This window comes from Marichromatium gracile (assembly GCF_004343155.1).
In the GTDB taxonomy this organism is placed as follows: Bacteria; Pseudomonadota; Gammaproteobacteria; order Chromatiales; family Chromatiaceae; genus Marichromatium; species Marichromatium gracile.
Genome location: NZ_SMDC01000003.1, coordinates 239,258 through 264,773, shown reverse-complemented (window position 1 = coordinate 264,773; position 25,516 = coordinate 239,258). Strand labels below are relative to the sequence as shown.

Annotated in this window: 19 protein-coding genes; 5 read left to right on the top strand and 14 right to left on the bottom strand. The window is 69.1% G+C overall.

Going from position 1 to position 25,516, the window contains the following annotated elements:
- From EDC29_RS06805 to EDC29_RS06795, 3 genes are all read left to right on the top strand, one after another.
- Positions 1-3,219: a pilus assembly protein gene (locus EDC29_RS06805; RefSeq protein ID WP_132229095.1), complete on the top strand. Its 3,219-nt coding sequence runs from the start codon at positions 1-3 to the stop codon at positions 3,217-3,219.
- Between the two features lie 14 nt (positions 3,220-3,233).
- The gene (locus EDC29_RS06800) at positions 3,234-3,665 is read left to right on the top strand and encodes a type IV pilin protein (protein ID WP_132229093.1); all 432 of its coding nucleotides are present in this window, start codon (positions 3,234-3,236) and stop codon (positions 3,663-3,665) included.
- A 200-nt stretch (positions 3,666-3,865) separates the two neighbouring features.
- Positions 3,866-6,613: an EAL domain-containing protein gene (locus tag EDC29_RS06795; RefSeq protein ID WP_132229091.1), complete on the top strand. Its 2,748-nt coding sequence runs from the start codon at positions 3,866-3,868 to the stop codon at positions 6,611-6,613.
- Between the two features lie 12 nt (positions 6,614-6,625).
- On the opposite strand, the gene EDC29_RS06790 is transcribed toward EDC29_RS06795, so the two are convergent.
- Positions 6,626-8,779 (bottom strand): methyltransferase domain-containing protein, encoded by a 2,154-nt coding sequence (locus tag EDC29_RS06790; RefSeq protein ID WP_132229089.1) that lies wholly within the window; start codon positions 8,777-8,779, stop codon positions 6,626-6,628.
- Positions 8,776-9,327, bottom strand: coding sequence for a gamma carbonic anhydrase family protein (locus tag EDC29_RS06785; protein WP_200189335.1), 552 nt, complete (start codon positions 9,325-9,327; stop codon positions 8,776-8,778). The genes EDC29_RS06790 and EDC29_RS06785 overlap by 4 nt, the downstream gene beginning before the upstream one ends.
- Before the next feature lie 134 nt (positions 9,328-9,461).
- Between EDC29_RS06785 and EDC29_RS06780 the strand changes: the two genes are divergently transcribed.
- Complete coding sequence (locus EDC29_RS06780) at positions 9,462-10,682, top strand: YfiM family lipoprotein (RefSeq protein WP_132229087.1); 1,221 nt, start codon at positions 9,462-9,464, stop codon at positions 10,680-10,682.
- On the opposite strand, the gene radA is transcribed toward EDC29_RS06780, so the two are convergent.
- The 12 genes from radA to EDC29_RS06720 form a co-directional block, all read right to left on the bottom strand.
- Positions 10,683-12,056 carry a DNA repair protein RadA gene (radA, locus tag EDC29_RS06775; protein ID WP_123139394.1) on the bottom strand — a complete coding sequence of 458 codons (1,374 nt, stop codon included), beginning with the start codon at positions 12,054-12,056 and terminating at the stop codon, positions 10,683-10,685.
- Between the two features lie 20 nt (positions 12,057-12,076).
- Positions 12,077-13,486: a replicative DNA helicase gene (dnaB, locus tag EDC29_RS06770; protein ID WP_123139395.1), complete on the bottom strand. Its 1,410-nt coding sequence runs from the start codon at positions 13,484-13,486 to the stop codon at positions 12,077-12,079.
- 267 nt (positions 13,487-13,753) lie between these two features.
- Entirely contained in the window at positions 13,754-14,203 is a 450-nt protein-coding gene (rplI, locus tag EDC29_RS06765) for a 50S ribosomal protein L9 (RefSeq protein ID WP_005222409.1), read from the bottom strand.
- Between the two features lie 47 nt (positions 14,204-14,250).
- Positions 14,251-15,159 carry a hypothetical protein gene (locus EDC29_RS06760; protein ID WP_123143179.1) on the bottom strand — a complete coding sequence of 303 codons (909 nt, stop codon included), beginning with the start codon at positions 15,157-15,159 and terminating at the stop codon, positions 14,251-14,253.
- Positions 15,160-15,220: 61 nt separating this feature from the next.
- Positions 15,221-15,445, bottom strand: coding sequence for a 30S ribosomal protein S18 (rpsR, locus tag EDC29_RS06755; RefSeq protein ID WP_005222396.1), 225 nt, complete (start codon positions 15,443-15,445; stop codon positions 15,221-15,223).
- A 22-nt stretch (positions 15,446-15,467) separates the two neighbouring features.
- Positions 15,468-15,824: a 30S ribosomal protein S6 gene (rpsF, locus tag EDC29_RS06750; RefSeq protein WP_062271666.1), complete on the bottom strand. Its 357-nt coding sequence runs from the start codon at positions 15,822-15,824 to the stop codon at positions 15,468-15,470.
- Between the two features lie 501 nt (positions 15,825-16,325).
- Complete coding sequence (locus EDC29_RS06745) at positions 16,326-17,024, bottom strand: J domain-containing protein (RefSeq protein WP_123139397.1); 699 nt, start codon at positions 17,022-17,024, stop codon at positions 16,326-16,328.
- Between the two features lie 41 nt (positions 17,025-17,065).
- On the bottom strand, positions 17,066-18,973 hold the full coding sequence (gene yoaA / locus EDC29_RS06740; RefSeq protein ID WP_123139398.1) for a DNA repair helicase YoaA: 1,908 nt from the start codon (positions 18,971-18,973) through the stop codon (positions 17,066-17,068).
- Positions 18,974-19,008: 35 nt separating this feature from the next.
- Positions 19,009-19,803 carry a tetratricopeptide repeat protein gene (locus tag EDC29_RS06735; RefSeq protein WP_132229085.1) on the bottom strand — a complete coding sequence of 265 codons (795 nt, stop codon included), beginning with the start codon at positions 19,801-19,803 and terminating at the stop codon, positions 19,009-19,011.
- Positions 19,804-19,805: 2 nt separating this feature from the next.
- Entirely contained in the window at positions 19,806-22,181 is a 2,376-nt protein-coding gene (gene mrcB, locus EDC29_RS06730; protein ID WP_123143455.1) for a penicillin-binding protein 1B, read from the bottom strand.
- A gap of 395 nt (positions 22,182-22,576) precedes the next feature.
- Positions 22,577-23,353 (bottom strand): ABC transporter permease, encoded by a 777-nt coding sequence (locus EDC29_RS06725; RefSeq protein WP_123139401.1) that lies wholly within the window; start codon positions 23,351-23,353, stop codon positions 22,577-22,579.
- A gap of 5 nt (positions 23,354-23,358) precedes the next feature.
- Complete coding sequence (locus tag EDC29_RS06720) at positions 23,359-24,288, bottom strand: ABC transporter ATP-binding protein (RefSeq protein WP_123143495.1); 930 nt, start codon at positions 24,286-24,288, stop codon at positions 23,359-23,361.
- Between the two features lie 469 nt (positions 24,289-24,757).
- On the opposite strand from EDC29_RS06720, the gene EDC29_RS06710 reads away from it, so the two are divergent.
- Positions 24,758-25,510 (top strand): TSUP family transporter, encoded by a 753-nt coding sequence (locus EDC29_RS06710; RefSeq protein ID WP_132229083.1) that lies wholly within the window; start codon positions 24,758-24,760, stop codon positions 25,508-25,510.
- The last annotated feature ends 6 nt before the right edge of the window (positions 25,511-25,516 follow it).

Below are 25,516 nucleotides of genomic sequence, written 5' to 3'. Positions count from 1 at the left end.
ATGCGCGCACCCCCGATCCGCGCCCCGCGACTCGCGCTCCTCACGCTCGCCTCAGCCCTGACCATCGCCCCGGGTGCGACACAGGCCGCGATCGCCTCCTACCCGCTGTTCCTGGCGCTGGCGGCCAACGCCAACATCCTCGTCGTGCTCGACAACTCCAACAGCATGGACGAACAGGCCAACGGCTCGGCGATCGGCAGCGACGACCCGAGCAGCAAGTCGGAGATCGCGCGCGGCGTCATCCGTCACCTGATCACCAACTACACCGACGCGGTCAACATGGGGCTGATGGCCTACAAGCAGTCGAGCACCAGCGCTTGGTACCTGCACAACTCGCCCTACGACGTCAGCTACTACTGGGGCAACTACGACGACACCTTCGACGGCCCCCGCGACTCGACCACCAAGCGCTTTCGCATCGCCAACCCGACCGACCCCGGCAACTTCATCTACTACAACGTCGCCCTGCCCTTCTATGCCGGCAGCAACCAGGGCAACGCCTTCTGCTACAGCTCGGGCGCGGGCTTCCCGACACTGCCGAGCGGCGGCAACAACGTCTACACCTGCTATCGCAGCAAGACCGGCAACAGCATCGCGGCCGACTACTCCAACAGCGACTGGCGCAGCGGTTACAGCAACTACTTCTTCCGCTCCACCCTCAGCCCCACCGACAGCGATCTGGCACAGGGCATCGAGAGCTTCGGCAAGCGTCTCGCCTGGTCCTATGTCGGTCGCACCTGGTACGCCAACAGCTCGCCCGGACGCGGCTATCTGCATGTCGCCATCGACGACCTCGACAGCGCCCACGCCACCAGCCTCAGGGGCAAGCTCGCCTGCAACATCCCCAATGCCTCCTTTCCATGCACCAGCAGCGGTATCCGCAACGCCGGCCTGACCCCGATCGAGGGCACCCTGCTCACCGCCCGCGACTACTTCGCCGGCGGCTGGAGCGACAGCGGCGAAGGCTACACCTCGAGCGTCTACCCGCTGCCCGAGTCGTGCGGGCGCGACTTCGTCATCCTGGTCAGCGACGGCCTGCCCTCGACCGACCAGGACGGCAACAACCTCAGCGATCCGGCCACCGCCATCAGCGAGGCCGCCGCCGCCGCCGAGGCCTTGCTCGACATCGGGGTCAAGACCTATGTCGTCGGCTTCGCCCTGCCCTATGGCACCGACCCGACCACGCTGGACACCATCGCCCTGAGCGGCGGCACCAACCAGGCCTATCTCGCCACCGACGCCAGCAGCCTCACCGAGGCGCTGGAGACCATCTTCGCCGCCGCCGCCGAGTCGGCCACCGCCGCAACCATCGCCACCAACTCGACGCGGCTCAACACCGACACCCTGATCTTCCAGGCCAAGTTCGACACCACCGACTGGAGCGGACGGCTGCTCGCCTACGAGGTCGAGGCCGATGGCTCCCTGCCCGACAGCGACCAGGACGGCGACATCGAGGAGGAGGCGCTGTGGGACACCGACACGGCGGGCAAGATCCCCGGCGCCGGCAGCCGCAAGCTCTACTCGATCATCGACGGCGCGCGCGTCTCGCTGAACTGGAACGCACTGAGCGGCGATCAGCAGACCACCCTCACCGGCTACGGCATCACCGAACCCGTCCTCGACTGGATCCGCGGCGATCAGAGCGACGAGAGCAACACCACCCCGGGCGGACTGCGCGAGCGCGGCGCCATCCTCGGCGACATCGTCAACTCCAACCCGCTCTATGTCGGCGCCCTGAACTTCGGCTATCAACAGGTCGACTGCGGCACCGCCGACACCGATACCTATACCGCCTTCCGCACCGCCGCCGACGCCCGCACCAAGATGCTCTATGTCGGCGCCAACGACGGCATGCTGCACGCCTTCGAGGCGGCCACCGGGGTCGAGCGCTTCGCGGTGGTCCCCTCCAGCCTGCTCCCCGAGCTCGCCGACCTCTCCGTCCCCGGCTATGCCCACAAGTACCTGATGGACGGTTCGCCACAGGCCGCCGATGTCTGCATCGACGGCAGCTGGAAGCGCATCCTGGTGACCTCGACCGGCGCCGGCGGTCGTACCCTGATGGCGCTCGACATCACCAACCCCGACACCTTCACCGAAGCCAATATCCTCTGGGAGTACACCGGCGGGGATCTCGGCTATCCGATCAACCAGTTCATCCAGCCGGCGATCGGCCGCCTGGCCAACGACGACTGGGCGGTGGTGGTCGGCAACGGCTACGAGACCGGATCGAGCGCCAAGCTGCTGCTGATCGATGTCGCAGACGGCAGCCGCATCGCCGGCATCGACACCGAGGTCGGTGACGCCACCACCGCCAACGGTCTGGCCGGCCCGGTGCTGCTCGGCGACGACGCGCGCACCATCACCACCGCCTATGCCGGTGATCTGCGCGGCAACCTGTGGAAGTTCGACCTCTCGGCGGGCAACGCCAACAGCTGGGGGGCGGTCGCCTTCAAGCAGGGCAATAATCCCGAGCCACTGTTTCGCGCCAGCGACGCCTCGGGCAATGCCCAGCCCATCACCAGTCCGCCCGAGATCGCCCTCCACCCCGAGGGCGGCTACCTGATCCTGTTCGGCACCGGCCAGTACTACGAGGTCGGTGACAACGCCACCCTCGACCGCCAGACCCTCTACGGCATCTGGGACCACGGCGAGTCCGACCTCGACCGCGACGACCTGCTGGAGCAGAGCATCCTCACCGAGCCGACCAGCAATGGCCTCACCTGGCGCGTCATCTCCGACAACCTGCCGGACTGGACCAGCAACACCCCGGACCAGGGCTGGTACATGGATCTGATCCCGCCGAATAACGTCGCCCAGGGCGAACGCGTGGTCAGCGTCCCGCTGCTGCGTCACGGGCGCGCCATCTTCACCACCCTGGTCCCCTCCGACCAGCCCTGCGACGCCGGCGGCACCAGCTGGATCATGGAGCTCGACCTGGAGACCGGCGGACGCCTCGACGAGTCGGTGTTCGACGTCAACGGCGACGGTCACTTCAACACGCTCGACGAGGTCGCCGCCGGCAATGTCCCGGACACCAACGTTGCCACGCTACCGGTCTCGGGACGGCGTTCCGAGGTCGGGATCATCGACACCCCATCGGTGATCTCCGCCGGCGAGGTCGAGTACAAGCATGCCGGCGGCTCGACCGGTGCGGTGGCGGTGATCCGCGAGAAGGGCGATCTGTTCGGCGGTCGTCAGTCCTGGCGTCAACTCAGATAATCGAGGGCACGACGATGCACACCAGACCCAAGGGCTTCACCCTGATCGAACTGCTGATCGCGGTGGCGATCGTCGGCATCCTCGCCGCGATCGCCTATCCCTCCTATCAGGACAGCGTCCGCAAGTCGCGGCGTGCCGATGCGCGTGCCGTGCTGCTGGAAGGTACCCAGTGGATGCAGCGCTTCTATACCGAGAACTACCGCTATGACCAGAACAAGGCGGGGACCGCCGTCGCCGGCCTGTTCCCGACGAGCCTCAAGCGCGCCCCCCAGGACGGCACCACCCAGTACTACACCATCGCCCTGACCACCACCCGCGACACCTTCACCCTGACCGCGACCCCGACCAGCAGCGGCGGACAGAACAGCGACAGCTGCGGCAACCTCGCCATCACCCAGAGCGGTGCCAAGAGCGCCACCGGTGGCAGCATCGAGCAGTGCTGGTGAAGGGGGACAAGGCCCTGACGACGAGCAGAGAAACGAAAACGGGTTGGCGAAAACGCCAGACAGGTGTACACGAACCCGGCGCCGCCCCCCTATAATGACGGCTAACAACAAGCTTACGGAAACGTAAACTTACGCGGCAGGACGCTAGCGTATCTCTGCCCGCTCCCTCGTACCCACCCCTTGGCAGCACACCGAATTCAATGTCTCTGCTCTCAGCCATCCCGATGGGGGCGCTCCTGCTGGATCAGGGCTTGCGCATCATCGAAGTCAACCGTCCATTGCTCGACCTGCTCGGGCGGGACGATCGGGCGCTATCCGGCACCGCGTTCAATGCCCTGCTGGCCGACCCCGACCCACAACTGTTCACCGAGCTGAGCCCCGAGGCCCCACCAAGACACATCCAGGCCAGACTATTGACGAGCGGCGGCGCGCTGGAGGCGCAGCTCACACTGTCACCCTGCCAGGATCAAGGTCTGCGCTGGCTGGTCATGATCACCGCCACACGGGGAGGCCAGCCCGCGCACCCGACCGAAGAGGCCCAGGCCTTCGCCCGGGTCGCCAACTGGCAGCTCGAGGTGGCGACCGGTCAGGTCCGCGTCACCCGTACCTGGTACGACATCTGGGGGCTGCCCCCGACCGAGACGCTGATGCTCGAGGACGCGCTCGGGCTCATCCACCCCGACGACCGTCCGCGCGTCGAACAGGCCCTCGAGCAGGCTGGAGAGTCCCAAGCACCGATCCAGGTGCGCTTCAGGCTGCAGCGCCCCGATGGCAGCGAGTGCTGGATCGAGGGCACCGGCCACATCGACCCGCGCGCCACCGAGAGCGACGCCCGTATCTGCGGCGTGGTCATGGACATCACCGAGCGCTACCGCGCCGAGCAGGCGCTCTCGCACTACAGCGAGATCCTCTCGGCCTCATCCGAGCGGCTCGCCTTCGTCGATCCCGAGCACCACATCCGCGCCGTCAACCGCGCCTTCCTCAACGCGCTCGATCGTGACTACGACGCGGTCATCGACCAGCCACTTGGTCGGGTGATCTCCGACCAGACACTCGGCGCCGCGCTGCAGCAGGCACTGGAGCGCTGTCTCGCACACGCCAAGGAACATGCCGAGGACCTGCGTCGCCCCGGCCCCGACGGCGAACCACGCGACCTCGAGATACGGGTCAGTCCGCACCGCGGCGAGGACGACCAGCTTGCCGGCGCGGTGATCAATGTCCGCGACGTCACCCTGGTGCGCGAGGCCGAACGCCGTCTGCTGCAGTCGGCCGCGGTCTATGCCGCGACCTCCGAGGGCGTGCTGATCACCGACCCCGAGGGCGGCATCGTCGCCGTCAACGCCGCCTTCAGCCGCATCACCGGCTACACCGAGGCCGAGGTCCTCGGTCGCAATCCCAGCCTGCTCAACTCGCACTGGCACCCGCGCAGCTTCTTCGTCGGCATGTGGCGTCACCTGCTCAAGCACGGCTCCTGGATCGGCGAGGTCTGGAACCGCCGCAAGGACGGCGAGATCTATCTCCAGCGCCTGGCCATCCACCGCATCGTCGACGCCCGCGGCAACCTGCTCAACTATGTCGGCGTCTTCGCCGAGCACAGCGCCACCCTCAACACCCCCCGCCGCGCCGAGTACCTGGCCCACTACGACCAGCTCACCAAGCTGCCCAACCGGCTGCTGTTCAACTCCCGCCTGGAGCACGCCATCGAGCTGCGCCAGCGCAAGCAAATCCCGCTCGCGCTCTTCCTCATCGACCTCGACCGCTTCGCCAACATCAACACCCATCTCGGTCCGCAGATCGGCGACGAGCTGCTGCGCTCGGTGGCGCTGCGCCTGCGCAGCGAGATCCGCCCGGCCGACACCCTCGCCCGACTCAGCGCCAACCAGTTCGGCCTGATCTTCGAGGAGATCCCCGGGATCCGTGAGGCCGAATCGATCGCCCAGCGACTGCAGAACTGTCTCGCCGCGCCCTTTCACATCCGCGAGCACGAGGTCTTCGTCACCGCCAGCATCGGCATCGCCTTCGACCCCAGCACCGGCCGCGACCGCGACCTGCTGCTCGCCAAGGCCGAGTCGGCGCTGCGCGCGGTCAAGCAGGGCGGACGCAACGCCTATCGCTGTCTGGCGATCCACACCGATGCCGCCGCCGAGGAGCGCCAACGGCTCATCGGCCAGCTGCGCGAGGGGCTCGAGCGCGGCGATTTCCAGCTCCATTACCAACCGCGCGTCGACGTCGAGTCGGGTCGATGGTGCGGCATCGAGGCGATGGCGCGCTGGAACCAGCCGCAACTCGGTCTGGTCGCGCCCGAGCGCTTCCTGCCACTGACCGATGACGGCGGCTTCCTGGTCGAGCTCGGTCACTGGACGCTGAACCGCGCCTGCGAGCAGTTCCAGCACTGGCGCAGCCGGGGGCTGCCGGTCGGACGACTGGCGCTGAACGTCTCCGAGCCGCTGCTGCTGCGACTCGATCTGGCCAGCACCATCGCGCGCGCGCTCGACACCCACGGACTCGACGGCGATCAACTCGAGCTGGAGTTCACCGAGGGGCTGCTGCTCAAGCACAGCGATCAGATCGTCGAGCTGTTCGCCGCCCTGCACCAGCTCGGCGTCCACCTGACGCTGCGTGACGTCGGCGCCGGCTGGCTCGCCCCCTCGCTGTTGCGCCGGCTGCCGGTGGGCACCCTGAGCATCCATCGCGGCTTCATCGAGAACCTGCCCGAGGCCCAGGAGGATCTCGACGTGGTACACGCGGTCATCGCCCTCGCCCAGTCGTTCGAGATCGGCCTGCTCGCCGATGGCGTACGTACCGAGGGTCAGCGCGAACTGCTGCTCACCATCGGCTGTCCGCACGCCCAGGGCGAACTCTACGCCCCGCCGCTTCCGCCCGAGCAGCTCGAGCACCGTATCAGTCAAAAGCCCGCGCCCCGTCCACCCAAGCTGCGCGGTAGCTGATCGCCCCTCCGTCTAGCCCGGCCGCGCCCCGGCGCGCGGCCTGACCCAGCAGTGATACATCGCCGTGAAGGTCAGCGGATGATCGCGCTCGAAGGTATCGAGCCGCGCCAGATCGGCCACCGTCGGATCCTCCGGGAAACGCGCGCGATAGGCTGCGCGCCGGGTCGGATCGAGCTCGACCCCGAGCAGCTCCAGTCCGGCATCACTGAACAGATCGGCAAGCCCAGACGGCGTGAAGCAGTGTTCCTGGACGTGGAACAGCAGATCGCGACAACCGCTCATCGAGTGGAAATCTGGCGAATCGAGCAGCGGACGCAGCACCCGCTCCTCGTCGGCGGCCTCGATCAGTCGCTGACGGGCGCGACGGATCCGCGCCGGGTCGTCACCGATCCCGGCGGCATCCACCAGCGCTCGCGCACGATACACGGCCGCGCGTGCCCGCTCGCTGTAGAGCCCGAGCAGCATCACCCCGCCGGGCCGCAGACGCCCGACGAGCACCCGCACACCGGCGAGCGGATCGTCGAGATGGTGCAACACCCCCACCGACTCGATCAGGTCGAAGCGCTCGTCGAGCGCGGCGAGCGCCAGCAGGTCGGCCTGGGCATAGCGCACCGCGACCCCGAGGGCCTCGCTGCGCGCGCGGGCATGGCAGAGACTGCGTAGCGACAGGTCGATCGCCAGCACCCGCGCCCCGCGCAACCGCCGCGCCGTGGCGATCGCGTGCTCGCCGGTGCCGCAGCCGGCGACCAGCACCTCGGGCGTCTCCGGACAGGTCACGCCCCCCAGCTCGACGCCGGGCAGCCGCTGGCGCAGCAGCGCCGGCAGGTCGGGCGCCGGCGTCAGTACCGGCTCGCTCACCCGCCAGCGCGGATAGGGGTTGCGCTCGTACTGCGCGCGCACCCGCCGGCTCACAACGTCCTCGGTGAGCGCCCAGCGCTCGATGTGTTCGAGCTGACGCCGTTCGGCCAGGGGCTCGACGAGCTGACGCTCGAGCAGGGGCTGCAGCGACTCCGGCCAGTCCCGCTCGAGCAGACGCTCGGCGAAGGGGATGGAGCCGAGCGGCAGATAGGCGGCCAGCGCCGCCACCCGCTCGGCGGCGATCGGCGCGCGCCAGCGCAGCGCCTCAGCGAGCTCAGCGCGCAGCGTCGCGACCCGCGCGGTCTCCTCGGCGTCCTGGTCGTGGACGAACTCGGCAAGCTCGCACTGCTGCGCGATCGCCACCAGCAGCGCCAAGCCGTCGGCGTCGAGTCGCCCCTGCTCAACCTCGACGAGCAACGCCCGGCGCAACAGGGTCAGCAACCGCTCGAGCCCGACATCACCGAGGATCACCCGTGGCAGCAACGCCATCAGCAATGCGTCGGCGAGCAGGGCCGCAACCACCGGAGCACCGCCGAGCGCTGCCAGGGTCGGCGCCCCCGGCCAGTGCGCGGCGACACGCGCGAGCGCCGCGGCGATGACCGGCTCGGCGTGCAGCAGCGCACAACTGGGCACGAGCAGCCGCTGCGGCATACACCAACACTCATCCAGCGCCCGTACCAACAGGCCGCGCAACGCCGGGGACGGCGCGTCGGGGCGCAGCATCTCGACACTGCGCACCCAGTTGGCGCGCGCCTGCACCAGCCCGGGATCGAGCGCCAGCGCCCGTTCCAGCAAGGGGCGCGCGGCAGCGGCGCGATCGAGCGCGAGCAAGGCACCGGCCTGGTTGTTGAGCGCCGCCGCCGAATCGGGCGCCAGCGCCACGGCGCGGGCCAGCGGCACGAGCGCCGCCTCGCTCCGGCCCAGCGTCTGCAGCGCGGCGCCGAGGTTGCCGAGCACCATGGGGTCTGCCGGACGCAGCGCTCGGGCGCGCTCGAGCACCTCGAGGGCACGCCCGGGCTCGCCCAGATCGAGCAGCGCGCGGCCCAGGGTATTGCGACACTCGGGATCGTCCCCGGCCAGCGCCAGCGCCCGCTCCAGCGCATCCAGCGCCGCGCGTGGACGGCCCTCGGCGAGCAACACCGAACCGAGCGCCTTCCAGCCGAAGGCCGCGCCCGGACGGGTCGCGGTGAGACGTCGAGCCAGGGTCTCGGCACGTGGCAGGTCACCACTGCGGAAGGCATCGACCAGGGCCGCCTGCGTGCTCGCATCGTGCGACGCGGCCGCCGGACGTCGTGCTCGCCGGCTCATCCGTCGACCTCCGCCAAGGCGGCGCGATGGCGCGCAGCGAGCGCAACATAGTGTTCGGCCGAGTAGTCGATCTGCGCCCGCTCGCGCTCGCTCAACGGACGCACCGGACGCGCCGGCGCGCCCAGCCACAGCTGACCGCCGGCGAGTTCCTGCCCCGGGGTGACCAGGGCGCCGGCGCCGAGCAGGGTGTAGGGATGGATCAGGGCGCCGTCGAGCACCCGGGCGCCGCTGCCGATCAGACAGCGCTCGCGGATCTCGCAACCGTGGAGCAGCGCCTGATGACCGACGGTGACCCGCTCACCGATCAGCAGCGGCGCGCCGCCCGGGCGGAAGGGCCCGTCGTGCGAGACGTGCAGCACGCAGCCGTCCTGGATGTTGCTGGCGGCGCCGATCTCGATGCGCTCGACATCGCCGCGCACCACGCACCCCGGCCACACCGAGGCCGCGGCGGCAAGCCGCACCGCACCGATCAGCACCGCGCTCGGGTCGACCCAGGCGCCCGGGTCGATCTCCGCACGACGCCCCTCGAATACACGGATCGGACACATCACCATCGCCTCACTCGATCTGACACGGATCGCCCCAGCATGACCGCGCCGGACACACCCCGCAAGCCGCGGGCTTGGCCGCGCGCAACACAGCCGCTACCCTGCCCGCCATGCGCCGCACAGGAACCCGCATCATGCATCTCATCATCAAGGGACTCGGCTGGCTCGGCCTGCTGATCCTGCTCGGTCTCGCCGGGCTCGCGCTCAGGGTCGCGCTCGACGGCCAGGCGGTGGTCCCGGAGCGCGCGCCGCTCAGCGCCGCCGACCATGCCTGGGCCGAGGATTGGCTGCGTCACAACCGCCCGCGCGACCGCCTCGCCGGGATGCCGACCATGGTCGCGCTCAGCGCCGCCGAGGCCGAGCGGGTGGCCAACCACCTGATCGCCCGGATCGGCGCCGAGGGACGCGCCGCGGTCCAGCTCGCCCCCGGGCGACTCGACCTGCAGGGCTCGATTGCGCTGCCCTGGGTGGGACCTGGGCGCTATCTCAACCTCGAACTCGGTCTGGTCGAGACCGACGGGGCACTGCCCGAGGTGGTCAAAGCCCGGGTCGCCGGACTGCCGCTGCCCGCCGGACTGGTGCAGGGCCTGACCGAGCGACTGCTCGATGCGCTCGGTCAGAGCCGGTTGGTACAGCGCACCCGGCTCGGACCGGAGCGGATCAGTGTGATCTACACCTGGCAGGCCGACGGGCTGGAGCGCCTGGCCAGCAGCCTGATCGCCGACACCGACCGCCCCGCCATGCTCGCCGCGCAGCGCCGGCTCGGCCGGCATCTCGCCGCGGATCGCTCGGCGCCCGATCTCGCCACCCTGCTCGGCGTGCTGCTCGGCGCGCCGAGCGAGGCCCCGCTCGCCGACAACCGCGCCGCGCTGCTGCTGCTCGCGCTCTATGTCAACGGCCAGCAGTTGCACGATCCCGAGGGCGCGCGGCTGCCACAGCGCACCGTGACCCTGCGCAAGCGCGAGGACCTCGCCCAGCACTTCACCGCCTCGGCGGCGCTCGCGCTCGAGGGCGGCGACCTGTTCTCGACCCTGGTCGGTTGGTACAAGGAGCACAGCGACAGCGACGGCGGCAGTGGTTTCAGCTTTGCCGACCTCGCCGCCAACCGCGCCGGCATCCGCCTCGCCACCCTCGCCACCGCCACCCCGGAGCAGGCGCGCTGGGTGCGCGAGCGGGCCCGCGCCGGGCTGATCGAGGACGATTTCATGCCGCGCATCGCGGGGCTGCCGGAGGGGATGAACAAGACCGAGTTCGCCGCCCGTTTCGGCGACACCGAGGACCCGCGCTACCGCCGCATCGCCGAGCACATCGAGCGGCGCATCGACGCCCGACCGCTCCATCGCGACGCGCCCTGATCAGAGCGCGTCGAGCGCCTCGCTGAGGGTGCGCACGGCGACGATCTCCAGGCCCTCGACACCGCCCTTGGGGACGTTGCCGGCCGGGGCGATGACCCGGCGAAGCCCATGCTTGACCGCCTCACGCAGCCGGTCCGGGCCATTGGGCACCGGACGCACCTCGCCCGAGAGTCCGACCTCGCCGAACACCGCCAGCTCCAGCGGCAGCGGGCGGTCGCGATAGCTCGACAACACCGCCATCAGCACCGGCAGGTCGGCGGCGGTCTCGCCGATCCGCACCCCGCCGACGACGTTGACGAAGACGTCCTGGTTGAACATGCCGATGCCGCCGTGACGGTGCAGCACCGCCAGCAGCATCGACAGGCGGTTCTGATCGAGCCCCAGCGCGACCCGGCGCGGATTGGCCAGCGAGCTCTCGTCGACCAGCGCCTGGACCTCGACGAGCAACGGCCGGGTGCCCTCGCGGGTGACCATCACCAGACTGCCGGGGGTCGGCTCGTCGTGACGCGAGAGGAAGATCGCCGAGGGGTTCTTGACCTCGCGCAACCCCTGGTCGCCCATCAGGAAGACGCCGAGTTCGTTGACCGCGCCGAAGCGGTTCTTGATCGAGCGCACCAGGCGGAAGGCGCCGCCCGACTCGCCCTCGAAATAGAGCACGGTGTCGACCATGTGTTCGAGCACCCGGGGACCGGCGAGTGCGCCCTCCTTGGTGACATGACCGACGAGGAAGACCACGGTGTCGCGCTGCTTGGCGAAACGCACCAGCTGCGCGGCCGACTCGCGCACCTGCGACACCGAGCCCGGCGCCGACTGCAGCTGCTCGGTGAACAGGGTCTGGATCGAGTCGACCACCATCACCCGCGGCTGCTCGGCGGCGGCGTGATAGAGGATGCGCTCGACACAGGTCTCGGGCAGCAGCCGGATGTCCTCGCCGTCGAGCCCGAGCCGGCGCGCGCGCAGACTGATCTGCTGCGGCGATTCCTCGCCGCTGACATAGAGCACCCGGCGGCTACTGGCGAGCGCCGCGCAGGCCTGCAGCAGCAGGGTCGACTTGCCGATGCCTGGATCGCCGCCGAGCAGGATCACCGAGCCGCCGACCAGCCCGCCGCCGAGCACCCGGTCGAGCTCGCCGATGCCGCAGGCGGTGCGGGCGCGCTCCTCCGGGGCGACCTCGGCCAGGGTCTCGACCACCGCCCCGCCGGCGAGCCCGGCATAGCCGCCGCCACGCGCCGCCGCCGGACGCGCCGGCGCGAGCTGCTCATTGAGGCTGTTCCAGGCGCCGCAATCCGGACACTGGCCGGCCCACTTGGGCTGGCTCGCGCCGCACTCGCTGCACACATAGCTGGTCTTGGGCTTCTTGGGGGGGGTCGCCATCCGCGTTCAGTCTCCAGGGGTCAGCCGTCGTCGCCCTCGCCGTAATAGCTGCCGATATAGTTCTCGAACTTGGTGTACTTGCCGAGGAAGGTCAGCCGGGTGGTGCCGATCGGGCCGTTACGTTGCTTGCCGATGATGATCTCGGCAATCCCCTTGTCGGGGGTGTCCTCGTGATAGACCTCATCGCGATAGATGAACACGATGAGGTCGGCGTCCTGCTCGATGGCGCCCGACTCACGCAGGTCGGACATCACCGGGCGCTTGTTGGGGCGCTGTTCGAGGCTGCGGTTGAGCTGCGAGAGCGCGATCACCGGGACGTCGAGTTCCTTGGCCAGGGCCTTGAGCGAGCGCGAGATCGCCGAGATCTCGGTGGCGCGGTTCTCCCCCACCCCGGGCGCCTGCATCAACTGCAGATAGTCGATCACGATCAGCGCCAGGTCGCCCTGTTCGCGCTTGAGCCGGCGCGCCCGTGCGCGCACCTCGGTCGGCGACAGCGCCGGGGTGTCGTCGATGAACATCTTCGCCGAGGCGAGGATGTTGACCGCCGAGGTCAGTCGCGGCCACTCGTCGTCCTCGAGCTTGCCGGTACGGATGCGGTGCTGATCGATACGCCCGAGCGAGGACATCATGCGCATCGCCAGCGAATCACCCGGCATCTCCATGCTGAACACCGCCACCGGCCGCTTCGACTGGATGGCGACGTGCTCGGCCATGTTCATCGCAAAGGTGGTCTTGCCCATCGACGGACGCCCGGCGACGATCACCAGATCGGAGGGCTGCAACCCGGAGGTCATGCCGTCGAAGTCGGTGAATCCGGTGGCCAGGCCGGTGATCGGCTCGTCGCTCTGATAGAGGGTGTCGATGCGCTCGACGGCGAGGTTGAGCAGCGACTTGATCGGCTGGAAACCGCCGCCGCCGCGCGACTGCTGCTCGGCGATCTCGAACACCTGACGCTCGGCGTCGTCGAGCAGCTCGGTGACCGGACGTCCCTGGCTGTCGTAACCGCTGTCGGCGATCGCGGTGCCGGCGGCGATCATCTGGCGCAGCACCGAGGTGTCGCGCACGATCTGGGCATAGGCCTTGATGTTGGCCGCGCTCGGGGTCTCGTTGACCAGGGTGGCGAGATAGGACAGTCCGCCGGCGGCCTCGAGCTGCTCGGAGCGCTCCAGGGTCTCGGCGAGGGTGACGACGTCGAAGGGCTGGTCGGACTCGGCGAGTCGGGCGATCGACTGGAAGATCAACCGATGCTCGCGACGATAGAGATCACGCGCCGAGACCACATCGGCGACCCGGTCCCAGGCGGTGTTGTCGAGCATCAGACCACCGAGCAACGACTGCTCGGCGTGGAGATTGTGCGGCGGCACCCGCACCCGATCCATGCCACCCTCGGTGGCGAGCGCGGCAAGCTCTTCGGTATCAGGGTCGAACATGAGGCCCCCGGTGGAAAGGATAACCGGCTCGGCGACGCTCGGGGAGGTTGATCGGGATCCGCTGGCGTGTCGTTCGAGCGGGGCTCGGACGCCCTGATTGTGGTGTCATGAACCAGGCGTTGGCAAGCATGGTCCGCGACGATCTGAGATCACCCGAAGCAGGCGCGGGACAGCAACGACAGCACGGCGGCGCAGAGACAACACAGGGGCGCAGAGCGCCCCTGTATCCACGCACAGGCCCCGGTGAGGGCGGGGCGAGCGGCGGACTCAGTCTTCCGGGACGACGTCGACCATGATGGTGGTATCGACGTCGGCGTGCAGGTGCAGCGCGACCTCGTACTCACCGGTGGCGCGGAAGGCGCCGTTGGGCAGACGCACCTCGGACTTGTCGAGCGCGATACCGGCGGCGGTGACCGCCTCGGCGATGTCGGCGGTGCCGACGGAGCCGAACAGACGTCCCTCGTCACCGGCCTTGCGAGCGACGGTCACGCGCATCTCCTCGAGCTCGGCCTTGCGCGCCTCGGCCGCGGCCAGCTGCTCGGCGGCGAGCTGCTCGAGCTCGGCGCGACGCGCCTCGAAGGCCTCCAGGTTCTCGGCGGTGGCGACCACGGCGAAGCCGCGCGGCACCAGGTAGTTACGACCGTAGCCCGGACGCACATTGACCTTGTCTCCGAGCGAGCCAAGACCACCAACGTTCTTCAGCAGAATGAGTTCCACGTGATATTTCCTCTTAAATCGTTCGTCGTCTGCATGCGATTCAAGCCTCAGCGTCGCCGCGAGGGCAGGCGCGCTGCCCGGGCGCGGATGTCCACCCAGACATCGAGCAGGCCGAGGGCGGCGATCGCCACCGCCATCTGCGGCAACAGCACCAGCAGCACATAGAGCAGCACCAGCCAGCCCGTCCCCGAGCCACGTTGGACTCGCAGCTGGTGGACCACCGCCAGCCCCTGGAGCAACAGGCCCACCCCGGCGACCAGCGCGAGATCGGCGAGCAACCCCGGGCCTCGCACCAGCGCCCAGCCGGCGATCAGCAACAGCGCCAACAGCGCGAAGGCGCGGTGCAGGCGATAGGCCCTGAAGCCCTCGCCGAAGCCGCCCGGGTTGTAGAGCTGCGCCTGCCACCAGCGGGCGAGGAACAGGGCGAGCACGACCTGGAAGGTCAGCGCCATGGCGAAGGCCCCGGTCATCCACCGCGCCAGCTCGCCGAACAGCGCGGCGTTGGCCGCCGCGCCATCGGGCTGAGCGGCCAGCGCCGCCTCGCGCATCAACTCGAGCAACCGCGCCCAGAAGACGGCGGGGTCGCCAACGATGGCGTAGACCAGCACCAGACCGAGCATCACCAGCAGGCTCGCGGACTCGACCGTGAGCGCCAGCGATCGGCTGTAGCGCAACACCAGCGCCAGCCCCCAGATCGGCACCCAGAACAGCAGCAACACCCCGAGCACCAGCAGCGGGGCCCCGAACACGAGACCGTAGAAGAGTCCCGCCCCGAGGGTCGCGAACAGCGCCACCAGGGCACCGCCGCGCGCGCCGTTGCGCAGGGTCACCAGGCCCACTGCCGCTGCGGCGACGACCCCGAACACCGGGATCATCACCGACAGCAGGGCCGAGGTGGCAGCCACCAGCGCCGCCTGCGAAGGCCCGCGCATGATGAAACTCGCCAGTGACTTCATCGCATCAGACCTGCAGCCGTGCCGCCACCGGTCTCAACCGAGGGCGGCACGACGCGCCGGATCAATGACCGTCGGTGTAGGGCAGCAGGGCCAGGTAGCGCGCGCGCTTGACCGCCTGGGCGAGCTGGCGCTGGTACTTGGCCGAGGTACCGGTGATGCGGCTGGGCACGACCTTGCCGGACTCGCTGACATAGGCCTTCAGCAGGTTGAGATCCTTGTAGTCGATCTCGGTGATGCCTTCAGCGGTGAACCGGCAGTAACGCTTGCGTCGAAAGAATCGGGACATGATGTTCTCCAGTGCCTAGTGATCAGTCGTCGCGCTTGCTCGAAGCGCCCTCGTCCTCGCCCTCGGTCTTGGCCAGGGGGGAGGGCTCGGTGACGGCGCTGTCACGACGGATGATCATGTTGCGCAGCACTGCGTCATTGAAACGGAAGGCGCTCTCGAGCTCGTCGATCGCTTCCTGATCGCACTCGACGTTCATCAGCACATAGTGTGCCTTGTGCACCTTGTTGATCGGGTAGGCCAGCGGACGACGGCCCCAGTCCTCGAGGCGGTGGATCTGACCGCCGCGCTTCTCGAGATTGGTCTTGTAACGCTCGACCATGCCGGGCACCTGCTCGCTCTGGCTCGGGTGCACCAGGAAAACCACTTCGTAGTGTCGCATCTTGGCTCCTTACGGATTGGACAGCCTCCCGCCGCGCAGACTCGGCGCCGAGACGGTGAGGCAAGGAGTATCCCCGAGGATTCGGGGAATCGATCATTGTACGCAAAATCAGGAGGCTTTGGAAACGAAAGATTGGAGCTCCAGCCTCCAGCCTCCAGCCTCCAGCCGACAGCGACCAGCGACCAGCGACCAGCGACCAGCGACCAGCGACCAGCGACCAGCGACCAGCGACCAGCGACCAGCGACCAGCGACCAGCGACCAGGGGATTGAACCGCCAAGGCGCGAAGGGCGCAAAGAAGAGCAGAGCCTCCAGCGATCAGCCTCCAGTCGCCAGTGGGTGTGCGCCCTCGACAACAGCACGGTTTGCCGTCATCAACCGGTGCGCACGTCCTTGGCCCAGCGCTTGAGGGCAGGCGACCACCGGCGACCGGTCGGTAACAGCTTGAACACCCCTTTGCGCCCTTGGTGCCTTGGCGGTTCAATCTTCCGGCAACTGGCCGCTACTCCTCCAGCAGCACCTGCTTGGCGGCGTTGATGCGCGCGGCCAGGTAGTCGGAGCCGCCGCGGTCGGGATGCAGACGTTGCATCAGCCGACGGTGGGCGGCGCGGATCTCGTCCGGCCCCGCGTCCGCGCCGAGGCCGAGGATGGCGCGCGCCTCGCTCGGGCTCGGTCGTCCCGAGCCGGCGCCACCGCTGCCGCCACTCGCCCCGCTCCAACCGCGCGCCCGGGAGAGATAGGTCTCGAGCAACCGCGCCGATTCCGCGTCGGACTCGCGATAGAACTCGAGCATCCGTGCCAGCGCCTCGCGATCGAGCGCGCTCAGTCGCCGCCCGGCGAAGGGGCCGTCGAGCACCTGGCCGTCGAGCGCGCCACCACCCGCATCAAGCTCGAGTTCGAGATAACGACTGCGCAATCGCGGCCCCTGACCGGCGCGCCCGCGCCCCAGAAAGCGCTGCAGCAGCGGCAACAGCTGCGCCAGATTGGCGATCCGCAGCACCACCGGGATCGCCGCGCCCAGGGCGGCGAACAGCGGATTGAGCCGTCCGGTGGCTGCCGCCAGCACCAGCAGGCCGACCAGACCCCACACCACCCAGCCACGCAGGGCGCGCGCGACCTCCGGCGCCGGGGTACGGACGAACCAGCGCCACCCCCACCACAGCAGGACCAGCAGCGCGATCAGGACCAGCAGACGAGCCATCCATCCTCCTCGATTGTCGATATCGACCGGGGCCCCGGACCTCAGTCGGCGGTGGCGAAGAAGTCGCGCACATCGGCGATGTCGCGGGTGCGCGCGGTGCGCGGCAGGCTGTCGAGAAAGGCGTAGCCATAGGAGCGCGAGAGCAGTCGCGGGTCACAGACCACCAGCACGCCACGGTCCTCGCTGCCGCGGATCAGCCGTCCCGCCCCCTGCTTGAGCGCGATCACCGCCTGCGGCAACTGGTAGTCGCGGAACGGGTTGCCGCCGCGCTGGCGCAACGCCTCGATGCGCGCGGCGAGCACCGGGTCGCCGGGCGAGGCGAAGGGCAGACGATCGATGAGCACGCAGGAGAGCGCCTCGCCACGCACGTCGACCCCCTCCCAGAAGCTCGAGGTGCCGAGCAGCACCGCGTTGCCCAGCTCGCGAAAGCGTTCGAGCAGCTCGCCGCGCGGCGCCTGTCCCTGCACCAGCAGCGGATAGTCGATCTGGCCGACCAGCCCGGCGGCGACCTCGCGCAACGCCCGATGGCTGGTGAACAGCAGAAAGGCCCGCCCCCGACTGTAGCCGATCACCTCGCGGGCGAGCGCCAGCACCTGCTGGTTGTAGTCCGGTTCCGAGGGCTTGGACAGACCGCGGGGGACGAACCAGAGCGCCTGGCTGGAGTAGTCGAAGGGGCTCTCCCAGCGCGCGGTCTCGGCCTCGTCGAGCCCGAGCCGGCGGATGAAATGACCGAAGTCATCGCCCACGGCCAGGGTCGCCGAGGTCAGCACCCAGGCGGTGCCGGGTCGCGCCATCTGGGCACGGAACACCCCGGAGACCTCGAGCGGGGTCTGGTGCAGACGGAAACCACGCCCCTGGGTCTCGAACCAGCGTACCACCCGTTCGTCGGGCTCGCCGAGCAGCGTCTGCAGCCGCGCCAGCAGCTCGGTGGCGCGCTCGGCACAGGCATCGAGCCCCTTGCCCCGCCCGCCGAGCGCACCGAGCCCCTCGCCGAGCGCGGTCAGACGACGCGCCAGGGCATCGAGCGCGCGTATCACCGCAGGCTCCTCCTTGAGCGACTCCCAGGGGCCGCGTCGCTCGCCGCTGCCGAGCGCCAGACGCAGGTCCTGCAGCACCCGGCGCACCCGGGCGCAGTGCTCGAGCAGCTCGGGCACGTCGCCCGCCTCGCGCTGGTACTCCAGCTCGGTGTCGCGCAGCAGGTCGTGCAGCTGACGGCTGCTCAACGCCATGCCGAAGAAGGTCGAGGCGGTATCAGGCAGCTGGTGGGCCTCGTCGAGGATGAAGCAGTCCGCGCCGGGCAGGATGTCGCCGAAGCCCTCGTCCTTGAGTGCCAGGTCGGCGCAGAACAGATGATGATTGACCACCACCAGGTCGGCGGCCTGGGCCTCGCGCCGGGCGGCGAGCAGGTGGCAGGACTGCCACTGCGGACACTCCTGGCCGAGACAGTTGTCGGTGGTCGAGGTCACCAGCGGCCACACCGCGCTCTCGTCCGGGAGCGGCAACTCGGCGATGTCACCGCTGCGGGTATTGGCCGACCAGTCGCGCACCCGCTCGAGATGCGCGCGCAGCACCCGATCGTGACGCCCCGGCTCGTCGAGCGCGAGACCCAGGCGGTGGACGCAGAGATAGTTCGCCCGCCCCTTGAGCAGCGCGGCGCGCAACGGCAGGCCGAGGGCGTCGCGGATCAACGGCAGATCGCGATGGAAGAGCTGGTCCTGGAGGTTGCGGGTACCGGTGGAGATCAGCACCTTGCGCCCGGAGAGGATCGCCGGGACCAGATAGGCGAAGGTCTTGCCGGTGCCGGTGCCGGCCTCGCACACCAGCACCCCGCCGCCGTCGATCACGGCGCCGACCCGCTCGGCCATCTCGCGCTGCGGCTGACGCGTCCGGAACCCCGGCACGCGGGCGCTCAACGGCCCGTCGTCGCCGAAGACCCGCGCAAGCTCCATGCGGTCCACCCTGGCCGTCGCCGTGCCCGTCGCGCTCAACCGCCGCTGGCGCGACGTTCGGCCTCGCTCGCACCGGCGGCGTCACCGGCGCGCCGACGCACATCGGCGATGATCAGCCAGTTGTCACGACGTACCGCCGCGTCCTCGCCCGCGAGGTTGTTGGAGCGCGAGGCGAGATTGCCCGCCTGCCCGGTCTGGCCCTGCTCGAGCCGCACCCGCGCCAGCCGGTTCCACAGATAGGCCTGCTTGGGCGCGATGCGCAGCGAGCGCTCGAGCGAGGCGGCGGCGCCGGCATAGTCGCCCGACTGACGCTGGCGCTCGGCCTGTCGCGCCAGGGCCTCGGCGGCAGCCGGCAGATCGGGCGCGCTCACCGAGGAGGCCGGCGCAGGCGCGGGTTGCGCCGGAGCCTGCTGAGGCGTGGTCACCGCCGCGGTACGAGGCGTCTCCGGCGGCGGCGGGGTGATGGCCGCTGGCGCGTTCGAGCGCACGCTCGGGGCGCTCGGGCGCTGTTCGACCGGCGCCGGCGTCGGCGTCGGCGTCGGAGATTGGGTCGGCGCCTCGGAGACCAGCGCCGGCACAGTGGAGCCGGTCGGGCCTGGCTCGGCAACCACCTCGGGCGCCGGGAGCTGCGCCGGGTCGCGATAGGCATAGACCTCGGTCTGCGGCTCCGCGACCGCCGGATCCTCGGCGGCGGATTCGGCCGACTCCGGGGTCGGCGCCTGCTCGGGGCGCGGGGTCACCCGGACCACGGGTGCGGGGTCCCCTTGACGGGGTTGGCCGGCGCAGGCACTCAGCGCCAGGACAGCGATCAGGATGATGAAGGCTCGCATCGTCAGTTGTAGAAATCGCTCATGAAGAGGTTCTGTTCCCTGGCGGGGCGTGAACGCTCGGGCGGCGCAGGCTCTTCATCCTGCGCCGCCCCCTCGGCCACGGCCTCGCCCTCCTGCTCCTCGGCCGACTCGTCGCCACCGCAACTGTCGGCGCTCGGGACATAGTCGGCGACATAAGGCATCTCGGCGCCATCGCAAACCTGCGCCGTCACCACGCCCTCCGGGCGCAGCGGCGCCAGCGGCTCGTTCTCGAGCTTGAGCATGAAGTCGCCCCAGACCCGCAGCGCGCCGCTGCTGCCGGTCAGCCCCATCGGCTTGAAGTCGTCGCGCCCGACCCAGACCACGGCGACCTTGTCGCCCGAGAAGCCGGCAAACCAGCTGTCGCGCAGTCCGTTGGTGGTACCGGTCTTGCCGGCCATGCTCATGCCATCAGGCAGCTGACGTCCCAGCCAGGCGGCAGTGCCGCGCTCGACCACCCGCTCCATCGCCCAGGTGGTGAGATAGGCCGCGCGGGGATCGACCACCGACTCGACGGCCAGCGGATAGCGGTTGAGCGGACGCCCCTCGGCGTCGACCACCTCGCGGATCGCACGCAACGGCGAGCGATAGCCGCCGGCGGCGATCGACTGGTAGACCTGGGCCACCTCCAGCGGCGAGAGGTTGACCGCACCGAGCAGCATCGCCGGCACCGCCGAGATGCGCCGCTGGGCACCGAGCCGGTAGAGATTGTCGACCACCTCGTCGACGCCCAGGTCCATGCCGAGGTTGACGGTGGCGAGGTTGAGCGAGCGCACCAGCCCCTCGTAGAGCGGCAGCTTGCCATAAACGCGATGGCTGTAGTTGCTCGGCTCCCAGCGCGACCCGGTGCCGTCGGGGATGCTCACCGCCTTGTCCTCGATGATGGTCGAGAGGCTGTAGCGCTCGGGGTGGGTGAGCGCAGTGAGATAGACCACCGGCTTGACCAGCGAGCCGATCGAGCGCACCGAGTCGAGCGCACGATTGAATCCGGCATAGGCCGAATCGCGTCCGCCGACCAGTGCCAGCACCTCGCCCTGGGCGACCGAGGTGACCACCGCCGCGGCCTCCAGTGAGCCCTTGCGCTTGCCGCGCGCCGACTCGATCGCCCCCAGACGCTCCGGCACCGAGCGCTCGACCGTGGTCTGTACCAGCGGATCGAGCGTGGTGAAGATGTTGAGCCCCTCGGAGCGCAGGTCCTCGTCGCGATAGTCGCGCTGCAGCTGGCGCCGCACCAGGGTGATGAAGGCCGGATACTCGCCGGCCGGACGCCCGCCACCGTCGACCACCCCGAGCGGCGCGTCCTTGGCCGCGGCGGCGGTGGCGGCATCGACCACACCGTCGCGCACCATGACGTCGAGCACCAGATTACGCCGCTTGAGCGCCGCCTCGGGGCGACGTCGCGGATCGAGGCTCGAGGGCGCCTGCACCATGCCGACCAGCAACGCGGTCTCGGCGACATCGAGATCGGCCAGCGACTTGTTGAAATAGAAGCGACTGGCCAGCCCGAAGCCGTGGATCGCGCGGCTGCCGTCCTGACCGAGATAGATCTCGTTGGCGTAGGCCTCGAGGATCTCGCCCTTGGTATAACGGCGCTCGAGCAGCACCGCCATGAACGCCTCCTTGAGCTTGCGCTCGAGGGTGCGTTCGGCGGAGAGATAGAAGTTCTTCACCAGCTGCTGGGTCAGGGTACTGGCCCCCTCGACCACGCCGCCGGCCATCAGGTTGCTGTAGGCGGCGCGAGCGATGCCGCGCGGGTCGACCCCGAGGTGGCGCTCGAAGCTGCGATCCTCGACCGCATAGAGGGTGTGCACCAGCAGCTCGGGCAGATCCTTGCGCCGCACCAGGATGCGGTCCTCGTTGTGGGTCGGATAGATGCTCGCGATCAGCATCGCGTCGAGCCGCACCAGCGCCGGATCGGGACCGCCGTCGACGGCCTCCAGCACGCTCACCCGGTGGCCGTCGAAGCGCACCCGCAGGCCACGGCTCGACTCGCGCCCATCCCAGAAGCGGAAGGGACGGGTTCGCAGCACGATCTGCTCGCCCTCACGGTGATAGCTACCGGGGCTGTCGGGGTTGGCGAGCCGGCGATAGTTGAGCCGTTGCAACTCCTGTTCGAGTTCGTCGACGGCAAGCTGGCGCCCGGCATAGAGCTCCAGCGGACGGGCATAGACGCGCGCCGGCAGCGCCCACCGCTGTCCCTCGAACTTGGCGCGCACCACCCGGTCGAGATGGATGCCGTAGAGGGTGGTGCCGAGCCCGATGGCGAGCGCGAGCAACAGCCCCACCCGGATCAGGAAGCCGAGGATCTTGCCGCCACGTTTGCGCGGCGGACGGCGACGGGTCTTGCGGGTCGTGGCCATGGGATCAGCCCCACCGCCGCGCCACGGCGCGGCGCATCGACTGGACGGGATTCGGCTGCTGGGATCGGGGCGTCGCGGGCACGGGCTGTCCTGAGTCTCGCTGTAATCAGTTGCTTATGGTCCCATTTGCGGCGGCGGCGCACAACTGCGAGCGGCCAGCGGCCAGCGGCCAGCGGCCAGAAGATTGAACCGCCAAGGCGCGAAGGACGCGAAGAGAAGAAGGGCTTCCAGCTGCCAGCCTCCAGGTGAGGAAGCTGGATTGCCTCGTACCGCCGCAGTTGACCGCAAACCGATACTGGAGGCTGCTTGCTGAAGGCTGGTCGCTTTCTTTGCGCCCTTCGCGCCCTTGGCGGTTCAACCTTCTGGCCGCTGCAAGCCGAGCCGCCCCCGACGGCTCAGTTCTTGATCCCGATGCCGCGGCGCAGCAGGTGCAGGCTGTAGGCGGCGAGCGCGACGATGAAGGCGGCGATCATCGCAAAGGCGACGCCGAGCGGGATGTCGCTGATGCCGAGTAGGCCGTAGCGGAAGGCGTTGACCATGTAGAGCACCGGATTGGCCATCGACACCCCCTGCCAGAACTCCGGCAGCAGCTCGATCGAGTAGAAGACCCCGCCGAGATAGGTCAACGGGGTGAGCACGAAGGTGGGGATGATCGAGATGTCGTCGAAGCTGTTGGCATAGACCGCGTTGATGAAGCCGCCGAGCGCGAACAGCACCGCGGTCATCAGGAACACCAGCAGGGTGACGCCATAACTGTGCACCTCGATGTCGGTGAACAGCATCGCCACCACCATCACCGCCACGCCCACCACCATACCGCGCGCCGCGCCGCCGGCGACATAGCCGGCGAGGATCACCCAGTTGGGCGCCGGCGAGACCAGCAACTCCTCGATATAGCGCGAGAACTTGCTGCTGTAGAAGGACGAGACGACGTTGGAATAGGCGTTGGTGATCACGCTCATCAGTGCCAGACCGGGGACGATGAACTCCAGATAGGCGACCCCGTCCATCTCGCCGATGCGCTCACCGATCAGCCGACCGAAGATCACGAAATACAGGGTGGTGGTGATCACCGAGGGCAGGATGGTCTGCACCCAGATCCGCGAGAAGCGCAGGATCTCCTTGGTGAGGATGGTCTGGAAGGTGATCCAGTAGCGATAGGTCTCGGCCATGATACTCAGACCCCCTCGTCGGCGGGACGACGCTCGACCATGTCGAGGAACAGTCGTTCGAGCCGGTTCTGCTTGTTGCGCAGACTGATCACCTCGATGCCGTTGCGCGAGAGCGCCTCGAACAGCCCATTGATGGTGTGATCACGGTTCATCTCCACCTCCAGGGTGCAGTCGTCGAGATGCTGGAGGACGAAGCCGCCGAGTTCGGGCAGCTCGCTGACCTGTCCCTTGAGGTTGAGCACGAAGGTCTCGGTGTGCAACTTGCCGAGCAGCGCGCCCATGGTCGAGCGCTCGACCAGCTCGCCGTGCTGGATGATGGCGATGTTGCGGCAGAGGCTCTCGGCCTCCTCCAGATAGTGGGTGGTGAGGATGATGGTGGTGCCCTCGGCGTTGAGCTCGCGCAGGAAGGACCACATCGAGCGACGGATCTCGATGTCGACCCCGGCGGTCGGCTCGTCGAGGATCAGCAGCCGCGGCTGGTGCACCAGTGCGCGGGCGATCATCAGCCGGCGCTTGAGCCCACCGGAGAGTCGGCGCATCTCGGTGTCGCGCCGATCCCAGAGATCGAGCTGGCGCAGATAGCGCTCGGCGCGCACCTTGGCCTCGCGCCGCGGGATGCCGTAATAACCGGCCTGGTTGAGCACCACCTCGAACACCGGCAGGAAGAGGTTGAAGTTGAACTCCTGCGGCACCAGGCCGATGCACGACTTCACCCGCTCGGGGTCGCGATCGAGATCGTGACCGAAGACGCTGACCCGACCGCTGCTCTTGTTGACCAGCGACGAGAGGATACCGATGAAGGTCGACTTGCCGGCCCCGTTGGGGCCGAGCAGCGCGAAGAAGTCACCCTCCTCGACCGTCAGGTCGATCCCCTTGAGCGCCTGGAAGCCACCCTTGTAGGTCTTGGTGAGTTGCTGGACATCGAGTGCGAGCATGATGGAAGTCTGACGGATTGCGACCGAATGAGCGGCGGACCGACGGCCCGCGCGAGGCGGCCCGCCAACGACCGGGCCGGCGGATCTGGATAGCCGACTACTCTAGCGGCGCCGGCCGCGCGCTCGCAAGCGGCGCCGCCAGCCGCCAGCCGCCAGCCGCCAGCCGCCAGCCGCCAGCCGCCAGCCGCCAGCCGCCAGCCGCCAGCCGCCAGCCGCCAGGGGATTGAACCGCAAAGACCCAAAGGACACGAAGAAAGCGACCAGCCTTCAGCAAACAGCCTCCAGTGTCGGTATGCGGTCAACCGCGACGCGACGAGACAACCCTGCCCCCTCACCGGAGGCTGGCGGCTGGAAGCCCTTCCTCATCTTCGCGCTCTTGGCCCTTGGCGGTTCACACGTTCTGGTCGCTGGCGGCTGACGCTCGAGCGCCGAGCGGCGATAATGAAGCGTTTGCCCCACGCCTCACGCCATGCTCGATACCGCACTCTGGCTGCTGCCGGTGGCGCTCGCCGCCGGTTTCGTCGACGCCGTCGCCGGCGGCGGCGGACTGATCACCATCCCGGCGCTGCTCTGGGCCGGACTCGGCCCGGTCGAGACCCTGGCGACCAACAAGGCCCAGGCGGTCTTCGGCAGCGCCACCGCAACCATCCACTTCATCCGCCGCGGCGCCATCGCGCTGCGCGAGACGCTACCTGCGGTGCTCCTCACCTTCCTCGGCGCCGCAGCCGGAGCGGTGCTGGTGCAACACATCGACGCCGCCGCGCTCGAGCACGCCATCCCGCTGTTGTTGATCGGCTTCGCGCTCTATTTCTGGTTCTCGCCCCGGGTCAGCGACATCGACTCGCACCAGCGCATCGGCCACGGCGCCTTCGCGCTCACCATCGGTCTCGGGGTCGGTTTCTACGACGGCGTCTTCGGGCCTGGCACCGGCACCTTCTTCGCCATCGCCTATGTGTCCCTGCTCGGCTACAACCTGCGCCGTGCGACGGCGCATACCAAGCTGCTCAACTTCACCAGCAACCTCGCCGCGCTGCTCCTGTTCGTCAGCGGCGGCCACGTGCTCTGGGAGATCGCGCTGGTGATGGCCGGCGGACAGCTGGTCGGCGCCTGGATCGGCGCTCATCTGGTGCTGCGTCACGGCGCCGCGCTGGTGCGCCCGATCCTGGTGGTGGTCTCGATCGCGATCTCGGCGCGGCTGCTGTGGGAGCAGGTGCTCGGCTGAACGGAC

Bases quoted from the DNA above. Each gene is read 5' to 3' on its own strand.
- EDC29_RS06805 (WP_132229095.1), top strand. From the start codon at position 1: ATGCGCGCACCCCCGATCCGCGCCCCGCGACTCGCGCTCCTCACGCTC.
- EDC29_RS06800 (WP_132229093.1), top strand. From the start codon at position 3,234: ATGCACACCAGACCCAAGGGCTTCACCCTGATCGAACTGCTGATCGCG.
- EDC29_RS06795 (WP_132229091.1), top strand. From the start codon at position 3,866: ATGTCTCTGCTCTCAGCCATCCCGATGGGGGCGCTCCTGCTGGATCAG.
- EDC29_RS06790 (WP_132229089.1), bottom strand. From the start codon at position 8,779: ATGAGCCGGCGAGCACGACGTCCGGCGGCCGCGTCGCACGATGCGAGC.
- EDC29_RS06785 (WP_200189335.1), bottom strand. From the start codon at position 9,327: ATGTGTCCGATCCGTGTATTCGAGGGGCGTCGTGCGGAGATCGACCCG.
- EDC29_RS06780 (WP_132229087.1), top strand. From the start codon at position 9,462: ATGCATCTCATCATCAAGGGACTCGGCTGGCTCGGCCTGCTGATCCTG.
- radA (WP_123139394.1), bottom strand. From the start codon at position 12,056: ATGGCGACCCCCCCCAAGAAGCCCAAGACCAGCTATGTGTGCAGCGAG.
- dnaB (WP_123139395.1), bottom strand. From the start codon at position 13,486: ATGTTCGACCCTGATACCGAAGAGCTTGCCGCGCTCGCCACCGAGGGT.
- EDC29_RS06760 (WP_123143179.1), bottom strand. From the start codon at position 15,159: ATGAAGTCACTGGCGAGTTTCATCATGCGCGGGCCTTCGCAGGCGGCG.
- rpsR (WP_005222396.1), bottom strand. From the start codon at position 15,445: ATGTCCCGATTCTTTCGACGCAAGCGTTACTGCCGGTTCACCGCTGAA.
- rpsF (WP_062271666.1), bottom strand. From the start codon at position 15,824: ATGCGACACTACGAAGTGGTTTTCCTGGTGCACCCGAGCCAGAGCGAG.
- EDC29_RS06745 (WP_123139397.1), bottom strand. From the start codon at position 17,024: ATGGCTCGTCTGCTGGTCCTGATCGCGCTGCTGGTCCTGCTGTGGTGG.
- yoaA (WP_123139398.1), bottom strand. From the start codon at position 18,973: ATGGAGCTTGCGCGGGTCTTCGGCGACGACGGGCCGTTGAGCGCCCGC.
- EDC29_RS06735 (WP_132229085.1), bottom strand. From the start codon at position 19,803: ATGCGAGCCTTCATCATCCTGATCGCTGTCCTGGCGCTGAGTGCCTGC.
- mrcB (WP_123143455.1), bottom strand. From the start codon at position 22,181: ATGGCCACGACCCGCAAGACCCGTCGCCGTCCGCCGCGCAAACGTGGC.
- EDC29_RS06725 (WP_123139401.1), bottom strand. From the start codon at position 23,353: ATGGCCGAGACCTATCGCTACTGGATCACCTTCCAGACCATCCTCACC.
- EDC29_RS06720 (WP_123143495.1), bottom strand. From the start codon at position 24,288: ATGCTCGCACTCGATGTCCAGCAACTCACCAAGACCTACAAGGGTGGC.
- EDC29_RS06710 (WP_132229083.1), top strand. From the start codon at position 24,758: ATGCTCGATACCGCACTCTGGCTGCTGCCGGTGGCGCTCGCCGCCGGT.